Source organism: Streptomyces sp. NPDC086147 (genome assembly GCF_040702165.1).
Taxonomy (GTDB): Bacteria; Actinomycetota; Actinomycetes; order Streptomycetales; family Streptomycetaceae; genus Streptomyces.
In genome coordinates, this window is sequence record NZ_JBFBJO010000003.1 from 52999 (window position 1) to 76826 (window position 23828).

19 protein-coding genes, 4 tRNA genes and 1 other RNA gene are annotated in these 23828 nt (G+C 71.5%); 14 read left to right on the forward strand and 10 right to left on the reverse strand.

Annotated features, from left to right (window positions below; all coding sequences use genetic code 11):
- Positions 1-32 precede the first annotated feature (32 nt).
- Genes purL through purS form a run of 3 tightly spaced genes read right to left on the reverse strand, consistent with a single transcriptional unit; the run spans position 33 to position 3228 of the window.
- Positions 33-2282, reverse strand: a complete 2250-nt coding sequence (gene purL / locus AB0398_RS08280) for a phosphoribosylformylglycinamidine synthase subunit PurL (RefSeq protein WP_366373074.1) — start codon at positions 2280-2282, stop codon at positions 33-35.
- On the reverse strand, positions 2282-2962 hold the full coding sequence (gene purQ, locus AB0398_RS08285) for a phosphoribosylformylglycinamidine synthase subunit PurQ (protein WP_366373075.1): 681 nt from the start codon (positions 2960-2962) through the stop codon (positions 2282-2284). Before purQ ends, purL begins: the two co-directional genes overlap by 1 nt.
- Positions 2959-3228 carry a phosphoribosylformylglycinamidine synthase subunit PurS gene (gene purS, locus AB0398_RS08290; RefSeq protein ID WP_030209633.1) on the reverse strand — a complete coding sequence of 90 codons (270 nt, stop codon included), beginning with the start codon at positions 3226-3228 and terminating at the stop codon, positions 2959-2961. The genes purQ and purS overlap by 4 nt, the downstream gene beginning before the upstream one ends.
- A 354-nt stretch (positions 3229-3582) precedes the next feature.
- Between purS and AB0398_RS08295 the strand changes: the two genes are divergently transcribed.
- From AB0398_RS08295 to AB0398_RS08330, 8 genes are all read left to right on the forward strand, one after another.
- Complete coding sequence (locus AB0398_RS08295; protein ID WP_366373076.1) at positions 3583-3957, forward strand: Lsr2 family protein; 375 nt, start codon at positions 3583-3585, stop codon at positions 3955-3957.
- 310 nt (positions 3958-4267) lie between these two features.
- A tRNA-Gly gene (locus tag AB0398_RS08300) sits at positions 4268-4339 on the forward strand.
- A gap of 80 nt (positions 4340-4419) precedes the next feature.
- Positions 4420-4492 (forward strand) — tRNA-Gly (locus AB0398_RS08305).
- Positions 4493-4635: 143 nt separating this feature from the next.
- On the forward strand, positions 4636-5667 hold the full coding sequence (locus AB0398_RS08310) for an ABC transporter ATP-binding protein (RefSeq protein ID WP_366373077.1): 1032 nt from the start codon (positions 4636-4638) through the stop codon (positions 5665-5667).
- Positions 5664-6467: an ABC transporter permease gene (locus tag AB0398_RS08315; protein ID WP_366373078.1), complete on the forward strand. Its 804-nt coding sequence runs from the start codon at positions 5664-5666 to the stop codon at positions 6465-6467. The genes AB0398_RS08310 and AB0398_RS08315 overlap by 4 nt, the downstream gene beginning before the upstream one ends.
- A gap of 22 nt (positions 6468-6489) precedes the next feature.
- On the forward strand, positions 6490-7872 hold the full coding sequence (locus AB0398_RS08320; RefSeq protein ID WP_366373079.1) for a histidine kinase: 1383 nt from the start codon (positions 6490-6492) through the stop codon (positions 7870-7872).
- Positions 7869-8477 carry a response regulator transcription factor gene (locus AB0398_RS08325; RefSeq protein WP_366373080.1) on the forward strand — a complete coding sequence of 203 codons (609 nt, stop codon included), beginning with the start codon at positions 7869-7871 and terminating at the stop codon, positions 8475-8477. The genes AB0398_RS08320 and AB0398_RS08325 overlap by 4 nt, the downstream gene beginning before the upstream one ends.
- 22 nt (positions 8478-8499) lie before the next feature.
- Positions 8500-8575: transfer RNA gene (locus AB0398_RS08330), tRNA-Gly, on the forward strand.
- 48 nt (positions 8576-8623) lie between these two features.
- Here the strand turns inward: AB0398_RS08330 and AB0398_RS08335 are convergent.
- The 6 genes from AB0398_RS08335 to ffs all read right to left on the reverse strand — a co-directional run bounded on the left by AB0398_RS08335 (position 8624) and on the right by ffs (position 17253).
- Positions 8624-9535: a phosphoribosylaminoimidazolesuccinocarboxamide synthase gene (locus tag AB0398_RS08335; protein WP_366373081.1), complete on the reverse strand. Its 912-nt coding sequence runs from the start codon at positions 9533-9535 to the stop codon at positions 8624-8626.
- A 109-nt stretch (positions 9536-9644) separates the two neighbouring features.
- Positions 9645-11105 (reverse strand): N,N-dimethylformamidase beta subunit family domain-containing protein, encoded by a 1461-nt coding sequence (locus tag AB0398_RS08340; protein WP_366373082.1) that lies wholly within the window; start codon positions 11103-11105, stop codon positions 9645-9647.
- Positions 11106-11408: 303 nt separating this feature from the next.
- The gene (locus tag AB0398_RS08345) at positions 11409-13313 is read right to left on the reverse strand and encodes a hypothetical protein (RefSeq protein ID WP_366373083.1); all 1905 of its coding nucleotides are present in this window, start codon (positions 13311-13313) and stop codon (positions 11409-11411) included.
- Positions 13314-13564: 251 nt separating this feature from the next.
- Positions 13565-14815 carry a phosphoribosylamine--glycine ligase gene (purD, locus tag AB0398_RS08350; RefSeq protein WP_366373084.1) on the reverse strand — a complete coding sequence of 417 codons (1251 nt, stop codon included), beginning with the start codon at positions 14813-14815 and terminating at the stop codon, positions 13565-13567.
- A gap of 61 nt (positions 14816-14876) precedes the next feature.
- Positions 14877-16958 (reverse strand): DNA polymerase III subunit gamma and tau, encoded by a 2082-nt coding sequence (locus AB0398_RS08355; protein ID WP_366373085.1) that lies wholly within the window; start codon positions 16956-16958, stop codon positions 14877-14879.
- A 196-nt stretch (positions 16959-17154) separates the two neighbouring features.
- An RNA gene (gene ffs / locus AB0398_RS08360) (signal recognition particle sRNA small type) lies at positions 17155-17253 on the reverse strand.
- Between the two features lie 117 nt (positions 17254-17370).
- Here ffs and AB0398_RS08365 point away from each other — a divergent pair.
- The 5 genes from AB0398_RS08365 (at position 17371) to AB0398_RS08385 (ending at position 21530) form a co-directional block, all read left to right on the forward strand.
- A tRNA-Ser gene (locus AB0398_RS08365) sits at positions 17371-17458 on the forward strand.
- Positions 17459-17851: 393 nt separating this feature from the next.
- Entirely contained in the window at positions 17852-18259 is a 408-nt protein-coding gene (locus tag AB0398_RS08370) for a hypothetical protein (RefSeq protein ID WP_366373086.1), read from the forward strand.
- Positions 18260-18314: 55 nt separating this feature from the next.
- A complete protein-coding gene (locus tag AB0398_RS08375; protein WP_366373087.1) occupies positions 18315-18989 on the forward strand; it encodes an ABC transporter ATP-binding protein in 675 nt (224 codons plus the stop codon).
- The gene (locus AB0398_RS08380) at positions 18986-21238 is read left to right on the forward strand and encodes an FtsX-like permease family protein (RefSeq protein WP_366373088.1); all 2253 of its coding nucleotides are present in this window, start codon (positions 18986-18988) and stop codon (positions 21236-21238) included. The genes AB0398_RS08375 and AB0398_RS08380 overlap by 4 nt, the downstream gene beginning before the upstream one ends.
- Before the next feature lie 79 nt (positions 21239-21317).
- On the forward strand, positions 21318-21530 hold the full coding sequence (locus AB0398_RS08385) for a DUF4287 domain-containing protein (protein ID WP_366373089.1): 213 nt from the start codon (positions 21318-21320) through the stop codon (positions 21528-21530).
- 4 nt (positions 21531-21534) lie between these two features.
- Here the strand turns inward: AB0398_RS08385 and AB0398_RS08390 are convergent, their stop codons facing one another.
- Positions 21535-22746 carry an MFS transporter gene (locus AB0398_RS08390; protein WP_366373090.1) on the reverse strand — a complete coding sequence of 404 codons (1212 nt, stop codon included), beginning with the start codon at positions 22744-22746 and terminating at the stop codon, positions 21535-21537.
- A 104-nt stretch (positions 22747-22850) separates the two neighbouring features.
- Between AB0398_RS08390 and AB0398_RS08395 the strand changes: the two genes are divergently transcribed.
- Positions 22851-23828 carry a DUF5937 family protein gene (locus tag AB0398_RS08395; protein ID WP_366373091.1) on the forward strand — a complete coding sequence of 326 codons (978 nt, stop codon included), beginning with the start codon at positions 22851-22853 and terminating at the stop codon, positions 23826-23828.

Here is a 23828-nt window from a genome sequence, read left to right on the forward strand (position 1 = left end):
CCGTACGTACTGCTCCTACCGCGAGGAGGCGATCAGGCCAGCAGGCCCGGGATCGTCGCCTCGTGGGCCGTGCGCAGCTCCTCCAGGGAGAGCGCGAACTCGCCCTGCACGTCGACCGCGTCACCGTCGACGACACCGATCCGGGTCGCCGGCAGGCCCCGCGCACCGCACATGTCGGTGAAGCGGAGCTCCTCACTGCGCGGGACGGCGACGACCGCGCGGCCCGCCGACTCGCTGAAGAGGAAGGTGAAGGCGTCCAGGCCCTCCGGGACGACCAGGCGGGCGCCCTTGCCGCCGCGCAGGCAGGACTCGACGACCGCCTGCACGAGACCGCCGTCGGACAGGTCGTGCGCCGCGTCGATCATGCCGTCGCGGGAGGCCGAGATCAGGATCTCGCCGAGCAGCCTCTCCCGGTCGAGGTCCACGGCCGGCGGCAGACCGCCGAGGTGCTGGTGGATCACCTCGGACCAGGCCGAACCGCCGAACTCCTCCTTGGTGTCGCCGAGCAGGTAGAGGAGCTGGCCCTCTTCCGCGAAGGCGATCGGGGTGCGGCGGTTGACGTCGTCGATCACGCCGAGGACGGCCACGACGGGCGTCGGGTGGATCGCCACGTCACCGGTCTGGTTGTAGAGCGAGACGTTTCCGCCGGTCACCGGGGTGCCGAGCTGGAAGCAGCCGTCCGCGAGACCACGGGTGGCCTCGGCGAACTGCCACATCACGTCCGGGTCCTCGGGCGAGCCGAAGTTGAGGCAGTTGGAGATCGCCAGCGGCTTGGCACCGGAGGCGGCGACGTTGCGGTACGACTCCGCGAGCGCGAGCTGCGCGCCCGCGTACGGGTCGAGCTTCGCGTACCGGCCGTTGCCGTCGGTCGCCATGGCCACGCCGAGGTTGGTCTCCTCGTCGATGCGGACCATGCCCGCGTCCTCGGGCTGCGCCAGGACCGTGTTGCCCTGCACGAACCGGTCGTACTGGTCCGTGATCCAGGACTTCGAGGCCTGGTTCGGGGAGGAGACGAGCCTGAGGACCTGGTCCTTCAGCTCCCCGCCGTTCGCGGGCCGGGGCAGCTTGCCGGCGTCGTCGGCCTGGAGCGCGTCCTGCCACTCCGGACGGGCGAACGGACGCTGGTAGACCGGGCCCTCGTGGGCGACCGTGCGCGGCGGCACGTCCACGATCTGCTCGCCGTGCCAGAAGATCTCCAGGCGCTCGCCCTCGGTCACCTCACCGATGACGGTGGCGATGACGTCCCACTTCTCGCAGATCTCCAGGAAGCGGTCGACCTTGCCGGGCTCGACGATCGCGCACATGCGCTCCTGCGACTCGCTCATGAGGATCTCCTCGGGCGAGAGCGTCGCGTCGCGCAGGTGCACGCGGTCGAGGTCGACCCGCATGCCGCCGGAACCGGCGGAGGCCAGCTCGGAGGTGGCGCAGGAGAGCCCGGCGCCGCCGAGGTCCTGGATGCCCGCGACCAGCTTCTCCGCGAAGATCTCCAGGGTGCACTCGATGAGGAGCTTCTCCTGGAACGGGTCGCCGACCTGGACGGCGGGGCGCTTGGTCGGCTTGGTGTCGTCGAAGGTCTCGGACGCGAGGACCGAGACGCCGCCGATGCCGTCGCCGCCCGTGCGGGCGCCGTACAGGATCACCTTGTTGCCGGTGCCGGAGGCCTTGGCGAGGTGGATGTCCTCGTGCTTCATCACGCCGATGCAGCCGGCGTTGACCAGCGGGTTGCCCTGGTAGCAGGAGTCGAAGACGACCTCGCCGCCGATGTTGGGCAGGCCCAGGCAGTTGCCGTAGCCGCCGATGCCGGCGACGACACCGGGCAGCACGCGCTTGGTGTCGGGGTGGTCGGCCGCGCCGAAGCGCAGCGGGTCGACGACCGCGACCGGGCGGGCGCCCATGGCGAGGATGTCGCGGACGATGCCGCCCACACCGGTGGCCGCACCCTGGTAGGGCTCGATGTACGAGGGGTGGTTGTGCGACTCGACCTTGAAGGTGACCGCGTACCCCTGGCCGACGTCGACGACGCCCGCGTTCTCGCCGATGCCGACGAGCATGGCGTCGTTGGCGGGGACCTTCTCGCCGAACTGCTTCAGGTGGACCTTGCTGCTCTTGTACGAACAGTGCTCCGACCACATGACGGAGTACATGGCGAGCTCGGCGCCGGTGGGACGGCGGCCGAGGATCTCGCGGATGCGCGCGTACTCGTCCTCCTTGAGGCCGAGCTCCTTCCAGGGCTGCTCGCTGTCCGGCGTCCCGCTCGCGTGCTTGACGGTGTCGAGGCTCATCAGGCGTTGACCAGCTTCTTGAGGATCGAGGTGAAGAAACCGAGACCGTCCGTCTTTCCGGTGCCGATCAGCGGCTCGACGGCGTGCTCGGGGTGCGGCATGAGGCCGACCACGTTGCCGGCGGCGTTGGTGATGCCCGCGATGTCGCGCAGCGAGCCGTTGGGGTTGACGTCCAGGTAGCGGAAGGCCACCCGCCCCTCGGCCTCCAGCTCGTCGAGCACGCGCTCGTCGGCGACGTACCGGCCGTCCATGTTCTTGAGCGGGACCTCGATCTCCTGGCCCTCGGTGTAGTCCGAGGTCCAGGCGGTCTCCGCGTTCTCCACCCGCAGCTTCTGGTCGCGGCAGATGAAGTGGAGGTGGTTGTTGCGCAGCATCGCGCCCGGCAGCAGGTGGGCCTCGGTGAGGATCTGGAAGCCGTTGCAGATGCCGAGGACGGGCATGCCCGCCTTCGCCTGCTCGATGACCGTCTCCATCACCGGCGAGAAGCGGGAGATGGCTCCGGCCCGCAGGTAGTCGCCGTAGGAGAAGCCGCCGGCGAGGACCACGGCGTCGACCTGCTTGAGGTCCTTGTCGCGGTGCCAGAGCGAGACGGGCTCGGCGCCCGCCAGGCGGGCGGCGCGCAGCGCGTCCTGGTCGTCGAGCGTTCCGGGGAACGTGACGACGCCGATGCGTGCGGTCACGACGAGGCCCCGGCGGTCTCCGTGGACTCCACCTTCACGGTGAAGTCCTCGATCACGGTGTTGGCGAGGAAGGTTTCGGCCATCTCGTGGATGCGGGCGAGGGCGGCGTCGTCGACCGGCCCCTCCACCTCCAGCTCGAAGCGCTTCCCCTGACGGACGTCGGCGATTCCGGCGAATCCCAGGCGGGGCAGTGCACGCTGCACCGCCTGCCCCTGGGGGTCGAGGATCTCCGGCTTGAGCATGACGTCGACTACGACGCGTGCCACTGGCACTCCCGGTGGTGTGTTGCGTGGGCGGTTCCTTCAGCGTACCTGCCTCCAAATTCTACGCGGGTAGAGATCTGAAGGATCCTACAAAAGGCGGGTTCCCGAAGGCCTCTCCGGCCACGTCCGGGCCGATCCCCCACGGCAAAATTCGCGTGAAATATTGCGGACCGCATTGCACCGGGACACGCTGAAACAATTGGCAGGGCTTCACAATGCGACACCTGCCGCTGTAGAAAGGTTTCAAGAAGAAAGCAGCATTGTTCCGGCACAGCCGAACGGTCGGCATCGTCGCACGTCAGGAGCGCCACAAGCGCTCCCCACGACCTCGGCGGCCGCAGGAAAGGACCGATATCCGTGGCTCAGCGTGTGGTGGTCACCCTCTCCGATGACATCGAGGGCGGAGAAGCAGCTGAAACGGTCGCGTTCGGCCTCGACGGGAAGATGTACGAGATCGACCTGAATGCTGCCAATGCAAAGAAACTCCGCAAGGCCCTCGCGCCCTACCTCGCGGCCGGCCGCAAGATCCCCGCGCGGATCGGCGCAGGTGCCGGGGCCGGTTCGGGTGCCGCCGGCGGCCGGGGCAGGACCACGGCCGCGGCGTACACGCACACCGATCTCGCCCCCGACCCGGCGGCGGTCCGCGCCTGGGCCCAGTCCAACAAGATGGACGTGCCCGCCCGGGGGCGGATCCCCAAGCGGGTGTACGAGGCGTTTCGCGAGGCGAGCTGAGGCGGGGCGCGATCCGGGGGTGGGCGGTCTGAAGCGGGGCGGTCCGAGCGCGGGCGGTCCGAGCGCGGGACGGCCTGAAGCGGGGCGGCCCACCGGGGCTGAACCGGGGCGCCGCCCGCCCGGGCCGAACCAGGTCGCCCAACCGGGACGCCCACCCGGGCCGAGGCGGGCGGCCGCCGGGAAAGGGGCCCGTCCGGGCGGACCCGTCCGTCACCGCAGGCCGAGCCGATTTGCATTGCACCCCGGGTGATCGGCTAGAGTCTGGATCACGCCGAGGGGCGAGGCCGGAAGGCCCCACTCCAAGCAGCGTGCGGGTGTAGTTCAGTAGCAGAACAGCCCCCTTCCAGGGGGAAGGCGCAGTGTGCAATTCCTGTCACCCGCTCTGCATCGTATGACCGGCCACTCTTGTGGATCAGGTACAGTGGTGCTCGCACCGCCCGGTGAAAGCCGGTCGGGAGCAATGCGGACGTGGCTCAGTTGGTAGAGCATCACCTTGCCAAGGTGAGGGTCGCGAGTTCGAATCTCGTCGTCCGCTCAGAGTGCGAAGGCCCCGGTTCTCAGGAACCGGGGCCTTCGACGTGTTTCCCTCTTCTCCACCGTCGTCCTCATGACATTTGTCAGCAGGGGTCATGACAGTGCGCACTGCCGGGGACGTACGGACGCCGGGAGTCTGGACACATGACACCTGCGATCGAGGCGACCGACCTGCGCCGTACGTATGCCGAGGGATCCGGCCGGGGATCCGGCGGCGGCTTCGAGGCCGTGCGCGGGATCTCCTTCGCCGTCCCCCGGGGCGAGATCTTCGCCCTCCTGGGGACCAACGGCGCCGGCAAGACCTCCACCGTCGAACTCCTGGAGGGCCTCGCCGCACCCAGCGCCGGCACCGCCCGCGTCCTCGGCCACGACCCGTACCGCGAGCGGTCCGCCGTCCGACCCCGGATCGGCATCATGCTGCAGGAGGGCGGCTTCCCCTCCGACCTCACCGTGGCCGAGACCGTACGGATGTGGGCGGGCTGCACCAGCGGTGCCCGCCCCGTCGGGGAGGCGCTCGCCGCCACCGGCCTCGCCGGGCGCGAGCGCGTCCGGATCAAGCAGCTCTCCGGCGGCGAGCGGCGCAGGCTCGACCTGGCGCTCGCCCTGCTCGGCCGACCCGAGGTGCTCTTCCTCGACGAGCCCACCACCGGTCTCGACGCCGAGGGCCGCCGCGACACCTGGGACCTCGTCCGGCAGCTGCGGGACGGCGGCACCACCGTGCTGCTCACCACGCACTACCTGGAGGAGGTCGAAGCCCTCGCCGACCGCCTCGCGATCATGAACCGGGGCGAGATCGTGCTCTCGGGCACACCGGCCGAGGTCACCGCGGCCCGTCCCGCCAGGATCCGCTTCACCCTCCCCGAGGGCGTCCTGGCCGCACACCTCCCGCTGCGTCTGCGGGCCGCCGAGAGCAGCGGCCGCGTGGAGATCCGCACCCATGACCTCCAGGAGGACCTCTCCGTGCTCCTCGCCTGGGCCGGCGACGGCGGGATACGGCTCGACGGGCTCGACGCCCGCTCCGCCTCCTTGGAGGAGGCGTTCCTCGACATCGCCTCGCGCGAGGGATCCACGCGGGACGACCTGACGCAGGGCGGCCCGCGGGGCGGCCACTCGCAGGGCGTCCCGCCGCACGACACCGCAGCCCGCACCGACCGGCAGGAGGCCGACGCCCGATGAGCACCGCCACGACCACGCCCCCGGCCGCCGGGCCCGCCTCCACCGTCCGCAGCCGGCTCACCGCTCTCGGCCGGGCCGAGCTGACCCTCCTCGTGCGCAACCGGAACAACCTCTTCATCGCGCTGCTCATGCCGCTCCTCATGGTCTTCCTGCTGCGCTCCTCGCTCAGCCAGCTCGACGCGGAGGCCCTGCCGATGGGCGCCGGGGCGGCCACCCTCATCGGCGGCACCGGCATGGTGCTGCTCTTCGTCGCCTACATGAGCCTCGTCTCCGCGCTCGTCGCCCGCCGCGAGGAGCTGGTTCTCAAGCGGCTGCGGACCGGCGAGGCGAGCGACGCGGAGATACTCACCGGCTGCGCCCTGCCCGCCACCGCCATCACGCTCGTGCAGTGCGCCGTCCTCACGGCCGGCGGGATCGCCGTCCTCGACGTGTCCGCCCCCGCCCGGCCCGACCTGCTACTGCTCGGTGTCGTCGCCGCGATCGTCCTGCTCGCCGGGCTCGCCGCGCTCACCACCGTGATCACCCGCTCCGTCGAGAGCGCCGGCCTGACGACCCTGCCGCTCTTCCTCGTCTCCTGCTTCGGCTCCGGTCTCTTCGTGCCCCGCGACGCCCTGCCCCCGCTCGCCGCCGACCTCTGCGGACTGCTGCCGCTCAGCGGCGTGATGGAGTTCGTGCGGGCGGGCTGGCTCGGCACCGCGCAGGCGGAGAGCCTGGTGGGCGCGGGGCTCAATACAGTGGCCTGGGGCGTCCTGACGGCATGGGCGGTCCGCCGGTGGTTCCGCTGGGAACCGCGACGCTAGACCTCGGGGAGGGGGCGGTCTGATGTCCAGGCTGACGGGATGGTGGTCCCGGCGCAGCAGCGCCGAGAAGGTGGAGCTGTACACGCGGTGGACCTTCCACCTCTTCGTGCCGATAGAGCTGTTCGTGCTCGGCGGCACCCCGTTCAACCGCGACGTGGAGAACCCGCTCCCCACGGAGGCCGCGGTCGGACTGCTCCTGTGGATCGGCGTCCACGCCGTGCTCTGCGCCTTCCTCGCCTCCCGCGCCCTGGACCACACGACCGGGAAGCGGGAGCGGCCGGTCCGGCTCGCCGTCACGGTGGCCGGCGTCACCCTCGCCGTCGACCTCGCCCTGAACCTCCTGTGGGCGGGCGGGGTGCTGCCCGAGCCGGCGGTGAACGTGGGCGTCCTCGCGGGGACCTCGATCTTCACGCTCTGCGCGCTCGTCCTCTGCCTGGGCCCGGTGCGGCACGTGGTGTACGCGGTGCTCGGCACCGCCGTCGCCACCGGAGCCCCGATGGCGGCGGTCGGCAACGGCCTTGACATGGCGGCCGGTTCGGCGGCCGGCATCCTCGTCGGCGGCGTCTTCATCTCCATGACCAGCGGCTTCTCCTCCTGGCTGCTCCGGATCGTGCAGGAGCTGGAGCGTTCCCGGGACCTCAAGGCCCGGCTGGCCGTCGCCGAGGAGCGGCTCCGCTTCGGACGGGACCTGCACGACGTCATGGGACGGAACCTTTCGGTGATCGCGCTCAAGAGCGAGCTCGCAGTGCAGCTCTCCCGGCGCGGGCGCCCGGAGGCCGTGGACCAGATGGTCGAGGTGCAGCGGATCGCGCAGGAGTCGCAGCGGGAGGTGCGCGAGGTCGTGCGCGGCTACCGCGAGGCCGACCTGCGGGTCGAGCTGGAGGGCGCGCGCGGAGTGCTCGGGGCCGCCGGAATCGACTGCGCCGTGGACGCCCCGGCGCTCGACCTGCCGCCCGAGGTGCAGTCGGCCCTGGGCTGGGTGGTCCGGGAGACCACGACGAACGTCCTGCGCCACGGGGACGCACGCCGGTGCGCGATCGTGCTCCGGGCCGAGCCGGGGGCGGTGCTGCTCACCGTCGAGAACGACGGGGCGGAGGAGGCGGGCGCCGGAGACGAGACGGGAGCGGGGTCGGCCGACGCCTTGAGCAGGGCGGGGCACGGGTCCGGGCTCGCCGGGCTGCGGGAGCGGCTCGGCGCGGTGGACGGCACCCTGGACGCGGGCCCGGCGGTGCCGCACTCGTTCCGCGTGACCGCCCGTGTCCCGCTGCCCCGTACGGGGCGGGGCGGGTCCGCGCGGACGCCCGGGGGCCCAGCACGGGCCGTACGGGGGAAGAACGAGGAGTACGGGGGACACGGGGGACACGAGAAGCACGGCAGACACGAGAAGGAGGAGACGGTCGCGTGACCGTACGCGTACTGCTCGCCGACGACGAGCACCTGATCCGGGGGGCGCTCGCCGCCCTGCTCGCCCTGGAGGACGACCTCGTGGTCGTCGCCGAGGCCGCGACCGGACCCGAGGCGCTCGCCATGGCCCGCGCCCACCGCCCCGACGTCGCCGTGCTCGATCTGCAGATGCCGGGCATGGACGGTGTGATGGTCGCCACTGCCCTGCGGGACGAACTCCCCGACTGCCGCGCCATGATCGTGACGAGTCACGGGCGCCCCGGGCACCTGAAGCGGGCCCTCGCCGCGGGCGTCCGCGGCTTCGCCCCGAAGACCGTCAGCGCCCAGCGGCTCGCCGAGATCGTCCGTACCGTGCACGCCGGAAACCGTTATGTGGACCCGGAGTTGGCAGCCGACGCCATAGCGTCCGGGGACTCGCCGCTGACCGTCCGGGAGGCCGAGGTGCTCGAACTCGCCGCCGACGGAGCACCCGTCACGGAGATCGCCCGGCGCGCCTCGCTCTCCCCCGGGACCGTCCGGAACTACCTCTCCTCGGCCGCCGCGAAGCTCGGTGCCGAGAACCGTCACACGGCGGTGCGTCTCGCGCGGGCGAAAGGTTGGGTATAGTGGGCTGCGCGCTACGGCGCATGCGGACGTGGCTCAGTTGGTAGAGCATCACCTTGCCAAGGTGAGGGTCGCGAGTTCGAATCTCGTCGTCCGCTCCACGAAGAAAGCCCCCGGTCGATCCGACCGGGGGCTTTCTCGTTCCCGTGCTAGCTCCAGGCGTTGCCGGTGAGGAGCTCGTACGCCTCGATGTACTTGGCGCGGGTCGCGTCCACGACCTCCTGCGGGAGGGCCGGCGGGGGCTGCTCGCTCTTGCGGTCCCAGCCGGAGGCCGGCGAGGTCAGCCAGTCGCGCACGAACTGCTTGTCGTACGAGGGCTGGGCGCGGCCCGGCTGCCACTGGTCGGCCGGCCAGAAGCGCGAGGAGTCCGGGGTGAGGACCTCGTCGGCGATGACGAGCCGGTCGCCGTCCGGGGTGCTCTCGAAGCCGAACTCGAACTTGGTGTCGGCCAGGATGATCCCGCGCTCGCGGGCGATGTCCCTGGCCCGGGAGTAGACGGCGAGGGTCGTCTGGCGCAGCAGCGCGGCCGTCTCGGCGCCGACCTGGCGGGCGACCTCCTCGTACGACACGTTCTCGTCGTGGTCGCCCACGGCGGCCTTGGTGGCCGGGGTGAAGATCGGGGCGGGCAGCTCGGAGCCGTCGCTCAGGCCCTCGGGCAGCGCGAGGCCGCAGACCGTGCGGGACGCGTCGTACTCGACGAGACCGGAGCCGGTGAGGTAACCACGGGCGACGCACTCGACCGGGACCATGTTCAGCGACTTGCAGACCAGGGTGCGGCCCGCCCAGTCGGCGGGGGCGCCGGCGGGCAGCTCGGTGGAGAGGACGTGGTGCGGGACCAGGTCGGAGAGCCGGTCGAACCACCACAGGGAGAGCCGGGTGAGGACCCGGCCCTTGTCGGGGATCTCGGTGGGCAGGACCCAGTCGTACGCGGACAGGCGGTCGCTCGCCACCATCACGAGGTCGCCGGCCTCGTTCCGGTACAGGTCGCGCACCTTGCCCGTGTGGAGATGGGTGAGGCCCGGGACCTGGACGGGCTCGGGCTTTTCTACGAATCCGGACACGGTTCCTCCGCGTAGGTTGATCCAGGAGCGCTTCGATTCTCTCGCACCCGCGCGGACCACCGGTGGGCGGCCTCTCCGTACGGACCTCCCCGCCTCTCCCCGTACCCGGTCAGTCCCTCTTGCAGATGCGGTCGAGGAGGTTCGCCGTGGCGCGCTGGATCCGGGAGTCGACGTGGCCGGGCCGGTCGAGGGCGGGCGACCAGGCGAAGGTGCCGGAGGCGAAGACCCAGGCCCCGGACGGAGCCCGGTAGAGCGAGGTCTCCTGGTGGCGCAGCACCCCGTCACCGTCCCGGTAGGGCGAGTGGGCGAGCAGGATGCGGCTCTCGTGCTCGGGGAGCGCGGTGCGCGGGAAGTACCGGTCGGCCTCGCCCGCGACCAGGCCGGGGATCTCGTCGCCGTCCCCGGCGCCGGTGGCCTCCCAGAGCCAGTGCTCGGCGTTCCGCACGACCAGCGGGTGCGGTTCGGGCACCCGGCCCGCGTACTGGATGCCGAGGAGCTGCTGCTCGGGCCGGTCGACCTCGCGCCAGAGCGCGGGCCGGCCGGGGCCCTGGCGCTTGCGGCAGGTGAGGAGGCGGTCGGGCGCGCCGGAGGCCGAGGGGCCCAGTTCCACCTGCCAGTACATGGTGTTGGCGGAGAGGAAGACGAGCGAGGTGCCCTGGTCGCGGGCGCGTTCGGCGGCCTGGCGCATCGGCGCCGACCAGTACTCGTCGTGGCCGGGGAAGACCAGGCCCCGGTAGCGGCCCGGGTCGACGCGGCCCGCGTGCAGGTCGCGGGTCTCGGCGTACGCCAGGTCGTAGCCGTAGCGCTCGGCCCAGCGGATGAAGTCGTAGGCGTGCCCGACGTGCAGCGGCAGCCCCGCGCCCGCGTAGGGGCGGTCGAAGGAGACGGTGACGGCCGCGTCCTCCTCGCCGAGCAGCCGGCCGTCCTCGTCCCAGGCGTGGTAGAGGCTGGCGCCGGTGTGCCCGTCCTCCGGATAGAGGTTGTACGCCTGCCAGGTCACGTCCGGGAGGACGAGGAGCAGGTCCGCCGGGTGGTCGTCGCGGACCGTGAAGGGGATGTGGGAGCGGTGCCCGTCGGCGGTGGTGAGGACGGCGACGTACGCGCCGATCGCCCAGTAGCTGGGGACCTGGAGCCGCCAGGACTGCCACCAGTGGTGGCAGGAGACCGTGCGGTCGACGATCAGCGGGGCGGGCTGGACGATCCCGGAGAGGCGCGGGCTGGTGATGATCTTCGCCGCGCCGTGACCGCCGTAGTGACCGATCCGATAGATGTCGACCGAGAACTGCTGCGGCGGGTCCACGGTGATGTGGAAGTCGATCGAATCGCCCGGCGCGACGGCGCCGCCGGACGCGAAGCCCTTGATCTGGCGCCGGACGTCGTCGGCCGTGCGGGGGCCGCCGGTACCGCCCCGGGCCAGCACCTCGTCCGCGTACCAGGGCACCATCTGGCCGGTGTCGTCGAAGTAGTTGTCCGAGCCGCGCAGCCAGGGCAGCGGGCCCTGGCCGAAGGGATCGGAGACGGCGTGCGCGAGCGCACCCGACTCCCACCGCCTGATCTGATCCGCCCCCATGCTGCGCCCCTCCCTCGACTCCCCCGGTCGGCCGGTCAGTTCCCGTGGATTCGTGCTTCTGTCAGTGATGGCCTCCAGCACATCACATAACGCACGCACTCCGTCACCGTTCGTCGTGAATTGACGAGAGTGGAAGACGAGGTTCCGCATGTGCCGATGGTCTATGCCGGGGGCGTGCGACGGGTCCGTGTCCCGGGTCCGTGCCCGGGGCGCTCCGGACGACGGGGTCAACGGCGGTTCGGACGGCGGAGCCGGACAGCGGAGTTGGACGGCGGCGGGGCGGGCAGTGGGGCCGACGGCGGGTCAGACGAGCCGTACGGGCTTCTCGGGACGTACGCCGGTGCGCGCCAGCCAGTCCCGCAGGGGCTCGGGGTCGCCGTCCTCGACGAGGGAGAGGACACGGGGGCCGAGGTCCGTCGTCCGCTCGCCGCCAAGGAGCAGGGCGGGGCCGTCGAGCCAGTCGAGCCCGGGGGCCGCCTCGGCGGTGTCCACGGCCGCGCAGCAGACCATCGCGGTGACGTGGTCGGCCAGCAGGTCACGACCGCTGCGAGGCGGCTGGAGCGGGAAGAGCGGCAGGGGGCCGTCGGGGCCGCTGACGCCCTCGTACGCGGTGGCCCGGTCCGCCGCCGGGGCGGTGGCGCCCGCCGTCCGGCCCCGGGCGCTCTCGGCGGCGAACCGGGCCTCCCGCGCGGCCTCCTCACGGGCGAGCAGGGCGCTGAGGGCCCCGGCGAGCGCGTCGGCGGCGGGGTTGACCGGGGGGTCGTCGTCGAGGTCGTCGAAGTCGGTTAGGTCGGTGAGGTCGGCGCGGCTGTCGTGACCGTCGCGGCCGTCCGGGCCGGCGGAGGCTTCGGGGGCGACTTCGATGACGGTCTCGGTATGCGCTCCCGGGACCGCTTCGGGCGCCGTAGCCGTAGCTGTGGCCGTAGCCGTGATCGCCGCCGCCGTCGTCGTCAGGCGGTCGATCACGCGGGTCAGGGTCGGGCCGTCGGCCGGGGGCGGGGCGCCGGGGGTGGCGGCGGCCGCGTCGATGCCGTCGAGGGCCCGGTGGAGACGGGCCGCGTCCGTGCGCCACTTCCGGTCGACGACCTCTTCCGGGTACTGGCTCCACTCCACCGGCGACCAATCGGGGCCGGGCGCGGCCGGGCCGCCGTGGAAGAGGCGGGCGGCGAGCAGCGAGGCGGCCTCGTCGACCGCGCCCGGCTCCTCCAGGAGGTCGCAGGCCGGGCGCTCGCCGAGCCGGGAGGAGAAGCCGTCCGCGAGCCGGTCGCGGCGGGACAGCTCGGTCAGGGCGGAGACCACGCCCGCGTCGAGCTTGGCGGGCCAGCGGCCCATCCGCCAGGCGGGCAGCGCGACCCGGGTCAGGAGGCGGTCCCAGCCCGCGTAGGCCAGGCCGACCTGCTCCTGCGCCACGATCCGTACGCCGTAGTCGACCTCCTGGGCGCGCTCCGAGCCTGCGGCGGCGACCCCGCGCTCCATCTCGGCGGCGTGCCCGCGGCAGGCGCGCAGCAGGACGCGGGCGACCTGCCCGACGCCGTGGGCGCCGAGGCGGCGGACCGGGTCGAGGCCGGGGTCGCGGGGCACGGCGATCGCGGCGTCCAGGCCGCGGACGAAGCGGCGGGCGGCGGCTATGTCGGGATGGGCGGCCGGTCCCGTACCGGCGACGACGGGGGCGAGGACCGCCCGCAGTTCGCCGACGCGCATCCACCAGAGGAAGGGCGAGCCTATGACCAGGACGGGAGCGGCACCGGTTCCGCCGCCCGCGCGATGCGCCCGGTGGGCCCGGTGGGTGCGGTCCTCCAGCCAGCTGTCGCAGTCCGGCGTCAGGGCTATCGCGGCCGGCGCCGGGACGCCGAGCCGGTCGGCCAGGTCCCGCACGAGCCGGTACAGGTCGGGGGCGGCGGTCTCGGCCAGCTCCACCGTCGGCGTGGCGGCCGGGCGGGCCCGGGCGACGACGAGGGCGACCGCCGTGGCGGCGAGGAGGACGACGACCGCGAGGACGGTCACGATCCAGCGGGCCGTGCCCCATCCCGTACCCGAGAAGTGGCCGGTGACCTCGCCCGCGTACAGCACGACGGCCACCGCGGCGGGGAGCACCGCGAGGCCCAGCGCCCTGCCGCGGACGCGGAGGACGGCGAGGGCCCGGGAGCGCGCGGCACGCGCACCCCACTCCTCGCCGACGGCGGAACCGCTGCCGGACACGCCGCTCATCATCCCCTCCTGCCCTGGTCGGGACTGCCTGTGGCGGTGTTGGTCACTCCCCCACTGTGGCACCCGCCACTGACATCGCAATGCCGGTGGGCCAAGTGCCGGAACGCCTGCGCCGCACCCTAGTTGGGGCGGTGGCGGGCGTCATCCGGATGGCCCATCCGTCACTCGATGGAATGGCTTTGGGCAAAGGTGATGGCGCTCGTGCGGCCGTGCGGTGCGCCGCCCGGCCGCACGGAGCGGTCATGCGGAAATCAGGCCTCGGCGGCCTTGCGCGCGATGTCCGTACGGTGCTGGGAGCCGTCCAGCCGGATGCGGCCGACCGCCGCGTAGGCGCGCTCGCGGGCCCGCGCCAGGTCCGTTCCGGTGGCGGTGACCGAGAGGACGCGGCCGCCCGCGCTCACCACGGCGTCGCCGTCCCGCTTCGTACCGGCGTGCAGCACGTACGCGTGCGGGGCGTCCAGCTCCACGATCTCCTCCAGGCCCGTGATCCGGTCGCCGGTGCGCGGGGTGTCCGGGTAGTTGTGGGAGGCGACGACCACGGTGACGGCGGCGTCGTCCCGCCAGCGGAGCGGCGCCTGGTCGGCGAGCGTGCCGTTGGCGGCGTTCAGCAGGACGCCGGCGAGCGGGGTGGCGAGCCGGGCCAGGACGACCTGGGTCTCGGGGTCGCCGAAGCGGGCGTTGAACTCGATGACCCGGACGCCGCGGCTCGTGATCGCCAGACCGGCGTACAGGAGGCCGGAGAAGGGGGTGCCGCGGCGGCGCAGCTCGTCGACTGTCGGCTGGAGGACGGTCTCCTGGACCTCGTCGACCAGCTTCGGGTCGGCCCAGGGCAGCGGGGAGTAGGCGCCCATGCCGCCGGTGTTCGGGCCCTCGTCGCCGTCGAGCGCGCGCTTGAAGTCCTGCGCGGGCTGGAGCGGCAGGACGGTGGTGCCGTCGGTGATGGCGAAGAGGGAGACCTCGGGGCCGTCGAGGTACTCCTCGATGACCACGCGGTCGCACGCGAGCGCGTGCGTCCGGGCCTTCTCCAGGTCGTCGGTGACGACGACGCCCTTGCCGGCGGCGAGGCCGTCGTCCTTCACCACGTACGGGGCGCCGAAGGCGTCGAGCGCCTCGTCGATCTCCTCGGGGGTGGTGCAGACGTAGCTGCGGGCGGTGGGCACGCCGGCGCCGGCCATGACGTCCTTGGCGAAGGCCTTGGAGCCCTCCAGCTCCGCCGCCTCCCGCGAGGGGCCGAAGACGGGGATGCCGGCCGCGCGCACGGCGTCGGCGACGCCGGCGACGAGCGGGGCCTCCGGGCCGACGACGACGAGACCGGCGCCGAGCTCGGTGGCGAGGCGCGCGACGGCGTCGCCGTCCAGCTGGTCGACGGCGTGCAGCTCGGCGAGCTCCGCGATTCCGGCGTTGCCGGGCGCGCAGTGCAGAGCGGTGACGTCGGGATCGAGGGAGAGAGAGCGGCACAGGGCGTGTTCGCGGGCGCCGCCGCCGATGACGAGGACCTTCACGCCAGCCAGGGTAGCCCGCGGGACGGGATGCCCTTCGTACGGGCCACCGAGCGAGACGCCGCTACTCGTTCGTGTATTCCTCCACGACCGTGGCGCCGAGCTCGCGCACGATCAGGTCGTGCCCGGAGAGGGCCGAGTCGACGAGGTCGGGATCGTCCTCCTCCGGAACGTCGTCCTCCGGCGCCACGGGCCGCGGCGCGGGCGGGGTGTACGCGGGCGGGGACGGGTCCTTGGCGGGCGCGGGCTGCTGCGTCCGGGCGAGAGCGGGAGCCGCCTGTACGGGCGGGGGCGGCGGGGCCTGCTGGAAGGAGGGCGCCGATGTGGGAGCCGGGGCCGGGGCCGCCGGACGGCCGCCGAAGTTGGCGGCGGCGGGCGGCGGCGCGGCACCGCCCGAGGGGTCGACGATCGCCTCGACCTTCCAGTTCACGTTGAACTGCTCGGCGAGGGCCTGCTTCAGGACGTCCTCGCTGCCGCTGCTCGCGAAGTTGTCCCGGGCGCCGGCGTTGAGGAAGCCGAGCTGGAGGGTGGTGCCGTCGAACCCGGCGACCTGCGCGTTCTGACTGAGCAGGATCCACGTGAAACGGCGCCGGTTCTTGACGGCGTCGAGGATCTGCGGCCACAGGTTCCGCACCTGGGCGGTGTCGCCGCCGGTGGGAGCGGGGGTGGCGGCGGGCGCGGGAGCGGGGGTGGTGGCGGGTGCGGGGGCCTGCGGGGCCGGGGCGGAGGCTCCGGGCCAGGCGCCGGGGGCGCTGCCGCCGCCGGGCGCGGCGGCCCCGGGCCAGGCACCGGGCCGGGGCCCGGCGGACGCGGGAGCCTGCGGCTGCGACGGCGCCTGTACGGGGGCGGGCGAAGGCGAAGGCGGAGGCGGTGGCGGGGCCATGGGGGTGTGGGCGTCGGGCCCGGGGACGTACCCCATGGCGGGCGCGGCGGACGCGGGGGGTCCGGGGGTGAAGACGGGCGCGGGGGCGGACGCGGCGGCGGTCGTGGCGCCGCGCTCCAGCCGGTCCAGGCGCGCCTGGACGGAGCGCTCGTCGTCGTAGGCGGCGGGCAGCAGGACGCGCGCGCAGATCAGCTCCAGCTGGAGCCGGGGGGAGGTGGCGCCGCGCATCTCGGTGAGGCCGGTGTTCACCAGGTCGGCGGCCCGGCTGAGCTCGGCGGCCCCGAAGACGGACGCCTGCGCCTGCATGCGCTCGACGACGTCGACCGGGGCGTCGATGAGGCCCTTCTCGGCGGCGTCCGGCACGGCGGCCAGGATCACCAGGTCGCGCAGCCGCTCCAGGAGGTCGGCGACGAAGCGGCGGGGGTCGTTGCCGCCCTCGATGACCCGGTCGACGACCTCGAAGGCGGCGGCGCCGTCGCCGGCGGCGAAGGCGTCGACGACGGAGTCGAGCAGCGAGCCGTCCGTGTAGCCGAGGAGCGAGGTGGCCATGGCGTAGGTCACACCGTCGTCGGCGGCGCCGGCCAGGAGCTGGTCCATGACGGACATCGAGTCACGCACGGAACCGGCACCGGCGCGCACGACGAGGGGCAGCACGCCGTCCGCGACGGGGATGCCCTCGCGTCCGCAGACGTCGCCGAGGTAGTCCCGGAGGGTGCCGGGCGGCACGAGCCGGAAGGGGTAGTGGTGGGTCCGCGAGCGGATGGTCCCGATGACCTTCTCGGGCTCGGTGGTGGCGAAGATGAACTTCAGGTGCTCCGGGGGCTCCTCGACCACCTTCAGGAGAGCGTTGAAGCCCGCCGAGGTGACCATGTGGGCCTCGTCGATGATGTAGATCTTGTACCGGCTGGAGGCGGGCCCGAAGAAGGCCTTCTCCCGCAGGTCGCGGGCGTCGTCCACGCCGCCGTGCGAGGCGGCGTCGATCTCGATGACGTCAATCGACCCCGGCCCGTTCCGCGCGAGGTCCTGACAGGACTGGCACTCGCCGCAGGGCGTGGGCGTCGGACCCTGCTCGCAGTTCAGGCAGCGGGCGAGGATGCGCGCGCTGGTCGTCTTGCCGCAGCCACGGGGTCCGCTGAACAGGTACGCGTGATTGACCCGGTTGTTCCGCAGGGCCTGCTGCAGCGGGTCGGTGACATGCTCCTGACCGATGACCTCGGCGAAGGACTCGGGGCGATAGCGGCGGTAGAGCGCGAGAGACGACACGTGTACGAGGTTATAGGCGCGCACCGACAACTCGGGAAAATCGCGGGGTGCGGGGGCTCGGGCCTGCGGGGGGGGCCGGCTGACGGGCCTTGCCGGCTCGGGCTCATGGGCCTGGCTCCGGCCCTGACCCTGGCCCCGGACCCGGCGGTCCTGCCCGTGGCCTCCGCCCCTGGGCTGGCCCTGGGCTGGCCCTGGGAACGCAAGCGCCCCCCACGCACCCGCCAGAGCCGACCTACCCTTGCTGCCTTCCGGCCCTGGGGGAGTTCAGTCAGATAGCGCCGCGTGAGGGGCTCCGCCCAGACTACCCGATGCCGACGGCGCCGGGCCCCACACCTCCCGTCCGGGGCCTCCCGCAGACCCCACCTGCGATCGAGTTCGCGAGCACCCCCCTCGGTCATGTAATGTTCCCGGCGGAGGATTCGCCTAGAGGCCTAGGGCGCACGCTTGGAAAGCGTGTTGGGGGCAACCCCTCACGAGTTCGAATCTCGTATCCTCCGCCAGTGCCTCACCGGGCACGATGTCGAAGGGCCCCACTGCAAGCAGTGGGGCCCTTCGACGTTTCCCGACCATCAACACCTTCAGTGACCCCCGCCACATTGGCCAGGGGTGCGCAGAGCCGTCCCACCCTGCGATTGACGGATATGCGGGCCGCGAGGGGGCGGTTGGTTGACGGTGACGACGGGGCGCACCAAAGGGGCGACTGAAGACCGGGGCTCCCCTTCTCTGCGGACACCTCAGCGATCACCCTCACGGAGTAGGGGCGACCAGGAGCGTTTCGTTCACTGGATCAGAGGGTTGTAGGCACGGAGACACGTTCCTGCGGCATTCAGCATGCAGCGATGCGGATACGTTCTGTGATCATCAGTCGGCACGCGACCCAACAGAGGTTATTCATGAAGAAGTTGGTTGCAGCGGTGGTAACTGCAGGGCTGTTCTTCGGAGGAATGGGGACAGCTTTGGCCTCCTCTGAGAACAAGTTGGTTCTAAGGACGCCTGGAGCTGCGCTTCTCGGCACGTATCAGTGGCAGCCCACAAGCAAGGCTCCGAGTGGTCTCCACGTAAAGGGAACACTGCGTGACGAGGCACCGAAGGACGGCCACAACATCTACCTCCGGTCCAAGGTGGAGGGTTATTCGTGGCGCCAACTCAACGGTGTCCAAAGGAAGAGCATTAAGGTTGACAAGGTCTTTTACGACGGAGCAGTTCTGAAGACTAAAGAAGTCCGACTGCAGGTGTGCCTCGACCGTGGCTCCTTCCGGCCGGACAGCTGCTCAACCGAGCGACTGTTCGTGCGACGGTAATCGGCCATTGAGGGGCTGTCGAAAGGCGGCCCCCGTTCCCCAGGAGGTACATCAAATGGATGTCATTCTTCGCGCCGAAGGCGTGGACCTCTTCTACGGCACCGAGCAGGCCGTCTTCGGTGTCGACTTCACCCTCAAGCGCGGCGAGGTGGCCGCCATCATGGGCAGCAGTGGGTCAGGTAAGTCGTCCCTGCTGTACTGCCTTGCCGGGGTCCTGCCGCCCACCAACGGGGCGGTGACCTTCGACGGGGAGCGGCTGTCCTGCCTTCCCGACGGGGAACTCAGCGCGCTGCGTCGTACGCGGTTGGGCTTCGTCTTCCAGTACGGGGAGTTACTGCCGGAGCTGACCGTCGAGGAGAACGCAGCGCTTCCTCTCCGGCTCGCCGGGATCAGCAAGGACCATGCCCACGTCATGGCCGGCCAGGTGTTGAAGCGGCTCGGTATGAGCGATCTGGCACGTCGCAGGACCTCGAAGCTGTCGGGTGGCCAGAGTCAGCGTGTGGCGGTCGCCCGGGCTCTGGTCCACCGGCCGGACGTGGTGTTCGCGGATGAGCCGACCGGGGCGCTCGACAGCGTCAACGCGGCTGCCGTGCTGGACGAGTTTCTTCAGCTTGCGCGGCGGCAGAAGACTGCGGTGGTCATCGTCACTCACGATGCGGACGTCGCGGCGAAGGCCGATACGCAGTACACGATGACGGACGGCGTTCTGGCACAGCGGGTGGCAGTGTGAACCCGTTCCTCCTTGGGATGCGCCTGCTGTGGGGCAGTGGGCGCAGGGGGCGGATCCGTTTTCTGTTGATGTCGCTCGGGTCGGCGCTCGGGGTGGCCTGTCTTGCCGCTGTATTGACCATTCCGTCGATTCTTGCCGCTCATGACGCTCGCACTGCCGCCCGGGAGCCACGGCCCGGTACAAGCAATGTCATTTACCGTGAATTTCGGGACCCATACGGCTCACAACTTCTCCATCGAGTCTTCGTCGCTCGCATTGCTCCTGGTTCGACACCAGTTCCACCGGGCATCGAAAGCCTTCCCGGCTCTGGTGAAGTAATCGTTTCGCCGAAATTGGGCGAGGCCCTGGCAGCCAATCCAAAAGCAGCTGGGCTTGTCCCTGGCCGTCTGACCGGCACTGTCTCACCAGAGGGACTGGGCGGCTCCGATGACCTGTACGCCTACATCGGCACCACCCCAGCCGACCTGCCCGAAGCAGAGACGCTCGGTGGTTTCGGCACGGGGCGAACCTGGCAGCCGGTCGTCGAGCCCGCGACCCTGGACATCCTGCGGTTCGTCCTCGGGTGCATCGTGCTACTGCCCCTGGTCATCTTCCTCTCCGTCTGCGCACGCCTCTCCGGTGAGTCTCGCGCACGCCGGCTCGCAGCCCTCAGGCTTGCCGGGCTAAGTGTGAAAGACACGTTGCGAGTGAACGCCGGAGAAAGCGTGGCCGCTGCTCTTGCTGGAGCCGTGATCGGGCTCATTGGCTATATCGGGCTCAACGAAGTAATGGCCCGGGTCGGACTGCCTGGACTTCACTGGTACCCAGCGGATGGGCGTCCCGACGGGATGACCGTGGTCGTATGCATGGCGGGGTGTCCAGCGCTTGCTTGGATCGTGGGGCAGTTCAGTGCGCGACGAGCCGCGGTGTCACCGATCAGCGTGCGGAGGACCGGCGAACGAAAGCTACCGAGGAAGTACGCCTCTTTGCTGCTGGTTCCCGGGCTCGGAGTCATCAGCGGTTACTGCGCACTTAGTCTGATGGGACGAGACCCGTCAGGGGGATCGTCCAATTCTGTGCTGGTTCCTAGCGCCGTGCTGGTGACCGGTGCCGGACTCGTCTTCGGGCTGGCGCCGATCACGGCGTGGCTGGCGCAGCGGTTGGCGGGAATCACGAAGTCGCTGCCCGTGGCTTTGGCGATGCGACGTACGGAAGTTGATCCGGGATCATCCTTGCGGGTGGTCACCGGACTCGTACTGTTGGTCTTCGGGGCTTCGCTCACGCAGGGAGTGCTCATCGAGCTGGATCAGATCAGTCGGCGAACAGCCCCCTTTCAGGAGTACAACATCCGCCTGAACGAGGTCTCGCCTGCACAGCGGAAGGAAATGGCCAAGGTCCCTGGTGTACAGGCATCGGTCATCTCGTACAACTCCTGGGATCCACTGGACGGGAGCGATGTAGAACACGCTGCCCTGGTAGTCGGCACCTGCGCGCAGCTTGCCGTCTACACAGAGCGGGCCACGGGCTGTGCAGACGACCGGATCATGCAGTTGCGGGACGATCGCACCACGTACGAGTACGACCCGAAGGCCGGAGAGCAGTATCCTTTCGCGCTGAAGAACGGCCGGAACATCATGTTCGCCGTACCGGATGAGCGAATCGATGTGCATCCCTGGGACCTGTCCGTCTTCGAGTCGGGCACTCTGCTCGTACCGCCTTCACTCGTTCCCTCCGACTTGGCGGACACGGACGGCGTCCTCACCCTCTTGAGCGACGCCGACCCCGCCACCATCCGCTCCGTCCTGGACGGCATCGGAGCCATCGCCCCCACCGCATCCGTGGAACCCGTCGGCATCGTGATCGACTCGCTCGCGCAGTTGACCGTGATTCGGAGTCTGCTGGTCGTCGGGATGGTGCTCGGGCTGGTCATCGGGGTGGCCGCGTTCGTCGTGTCCGTGGCCGATCGGGCCATGGAGCGGCGGGGGCAGGTGACCGCGCTCGCGTTGTTGGGGGCGCGGGCCGGGACGTTGCGGGTGGTGCAGGTCGTGCAGGTGGTGTTGCCGTTGGTCGTGGGGCTGGGGGCGGCGATCGTGGCCGGGTGGCTTGCCGAGTCCAGTTATCTGATCACCGGGGGCGGGGCGGTGCACTGGGACTGGGAGGGGCTTCCCCTGCTCTTCGCCTGCGCGCTGGGCGTCGTGCTCGCGGCCGCGCTCGCCTCCGTGCCCATGGTGCGGCGGCACATCGATCCCGAGCACATCCGGCGGGATTGACCGGGCAGGGAGCGATGAGTTTCCGGTGGGGCGGCGGTCTTCACTGTGACAAGCGCCCGAGCCAGTACAGGAGATCACCGTGGTCGAGAACGTCGTCAAGGGTCCCGCCGGATACTTCCCCTCCATCGAGAAGAAGTACGGACGGCCGATCGGCGAGTGGCTGGAGATCGTCCGCTCCTCGCCGCTCGACAAGCACATGGAGCTGGTCTCCTGGCTGAAGGCCGAGCACGGCCTGGGCCACGGGCACGCCAACGCGCTCGTGGCCCATGTCCGCGCCTCCGCCAAGGGGTAGGGACTCAGGCAGCCAGCGCGTGCTTCGTGCGGCGTTCGATCCTCTTCGCCAGGGCCAGGGTCCCCGCCGCCGCGGCCGTGCCCGCCACCAGGGCCGTCCACCACAGCACCGCGGGGCCCAGGGTCGTGTACACGGTGACGCCCAGGGTCAGGGCCGCGAAGCGGGCCATGCCCCACGTCCAGCCGAAGGCACCCTGGTAGCGGCCGCGGGCGTGCGCCGGGGCCAGGTTCGCGACGACGCTCGCCGCGATGCCGGCCACCACCACCTCGCCGAGCGACCAGACCACGACCGACACCGTGTAGCCGGCCACCCCGTCCGCGAGGCCGGTGAGCGCCACGCCCACCGCGATCAGCGCGCTGCCCGCGCTCTGCACCGCCAGTTGCGGCAGCCTCGTCAGCCACGCCGTCACGAGCGGCTGGAGCGCCACCACCAGGACCGCGTTGACCGCCGCCATCGCCCCGTACACCGCCGGGGAGAGGCCGCTGTCGCGGATCGCGAGCGGCAGGGCGACCTCGGTGAGCGAGTAGACGAAGAGCTGGATGCCGAAGAGGGGGAGGGTCAGGAGGGCCAGGCGGTCCCGGAGGACCACTCCGTAGCCGATTCCGTCATCCGCCTTCCGGTCGTTCCTCGTGGGGCGCTCCGGCTCCTTCAGGCGGAACGTCACCACCAGCGCGTACAGGAGCATCGAGCCCGCGTCCACCGCGAACAGCAGCCAGTAGCCGTGGGCCGCGAGGTAGCCGCCCAGCACTCCCCCGGCCGCCGTCCCGATGTTCACGCCCCAGCCGAAGAGGGCGTACGCGCGCCGGCGCCGTTCGCTGTCGACCGCGTCCGCGAGGAGCGCGTACACGGCCGGTGAGACGGTGCTGCCCGCCGCGCTGATCAGCAGCGCGGCCGCCGCCATCGTCCAGACGCCGGGGGCGAGGAACAGGGCCCCCTGCGCCGCCGACGCGCCGATCAGGCCGATCAGCATGGTGGGGCGGCGGCCGATGCGGTCGGCGAGGACGCCGCCGACGGCGGGGCCGAGGAGATGGCCCGCCCCCAGGGCGCCGAGGACGTACGAGGTGTCGGAGCCGGTCACTCCCCGCGACGCGAGGAAGAAGACCAGGAACGGGGTGACGAGGTAACCGAGGCGGTTGACGATCGTTCCGGCGAAGAGCGTCCAGACGACGGGCGGGAGGTCGCGGAAGGCGGAGGGCATGAACGGCTTGGAGGGCATGGAGGGAGATTGCTTCTTCCGTCGGTGGGGGCTCCAATGATTAAGGTGGGAGCGAATCCATTCGGGTTCGGTCGCCACTTCGCCGCTTCCGGGGGCACGCACGCATGGAATCCGAACTCAGTTTCTCCGCCGCCGACCTCGCCCAGACCCGGTTCGCCGTCTCCCCCCTCTGGGAGGTCGTCACCAGCTTCCGGATCCTCGCCCAGCGGTCCGACTCCGCCCCCCACCAGCGCTGGGCCGCCCAGGTACGGCCCCGGATCGTCCGCGCCGGGCTCGACCGCGGACGGCTCGCCGCCCTCGTGCCCGCCCACGGATACCTCGCCGACTTCCTCAACCCCACCCCCGACGGGCCCTTCCCCACCCTCGGCGCCGAGCTCGACGCCGTCCGCCGCACCCCCGCCGGGCAGGTGCGCGAGGACCTGCGGAAGCTGGTCGCGGAGGGAGGCGACGGCGGGCGGCTCCAGTCCCTGCACGACGACCCCGAGGCCGTCCTGCCGAAGGTCGCCGACGAGATCGAGACCTACTGGGAACTCGCCCTCGCCCCCTACTGGGCCCGCATCCAGAAGGTCCTGGAGGCCGACGTCTTCCACCGGGCCCGGCAGGTCGCCGAGCACGGTTCCGCCCGCGTCCTGGGCGAACTCCACGAGACCGTACGGTGGGACGACGGCACCCTGCGCCTCGTACGGCGCCACTGCGCGCTCAGCCGCGACCAGACCGGGTCCGGGCTGCTGCTCGTGCCCTCCGTCTTCGTCTGGCCCCGGGTCCTCACCCGCTCCGTCCACCCCGACCCGCCCCAACTCGCCTACCCGGCCCGCGGGTTCGGGGCCGTATGGGAACCCCGTACCACCGCCTCCACGGACGCCGTCGCCGCCGTCCTCGGCCGTTCCCGGACCCTGCTCCTCACCTCGCTCGACACCCCGGCCTCCACCACCCAGCTCGCCACCCACTCCGGGCTCTCCGCCGCCGGCGTCTCCCAGCACCTCATCGCCCTGCGGAACGCCGGCCTCGTCACCGCCCACCGCAGCGGACGCTCCGTCCTCTACGCCCGCACCTCCGTCGCCGATCAGCTCCTCAACCCCTAG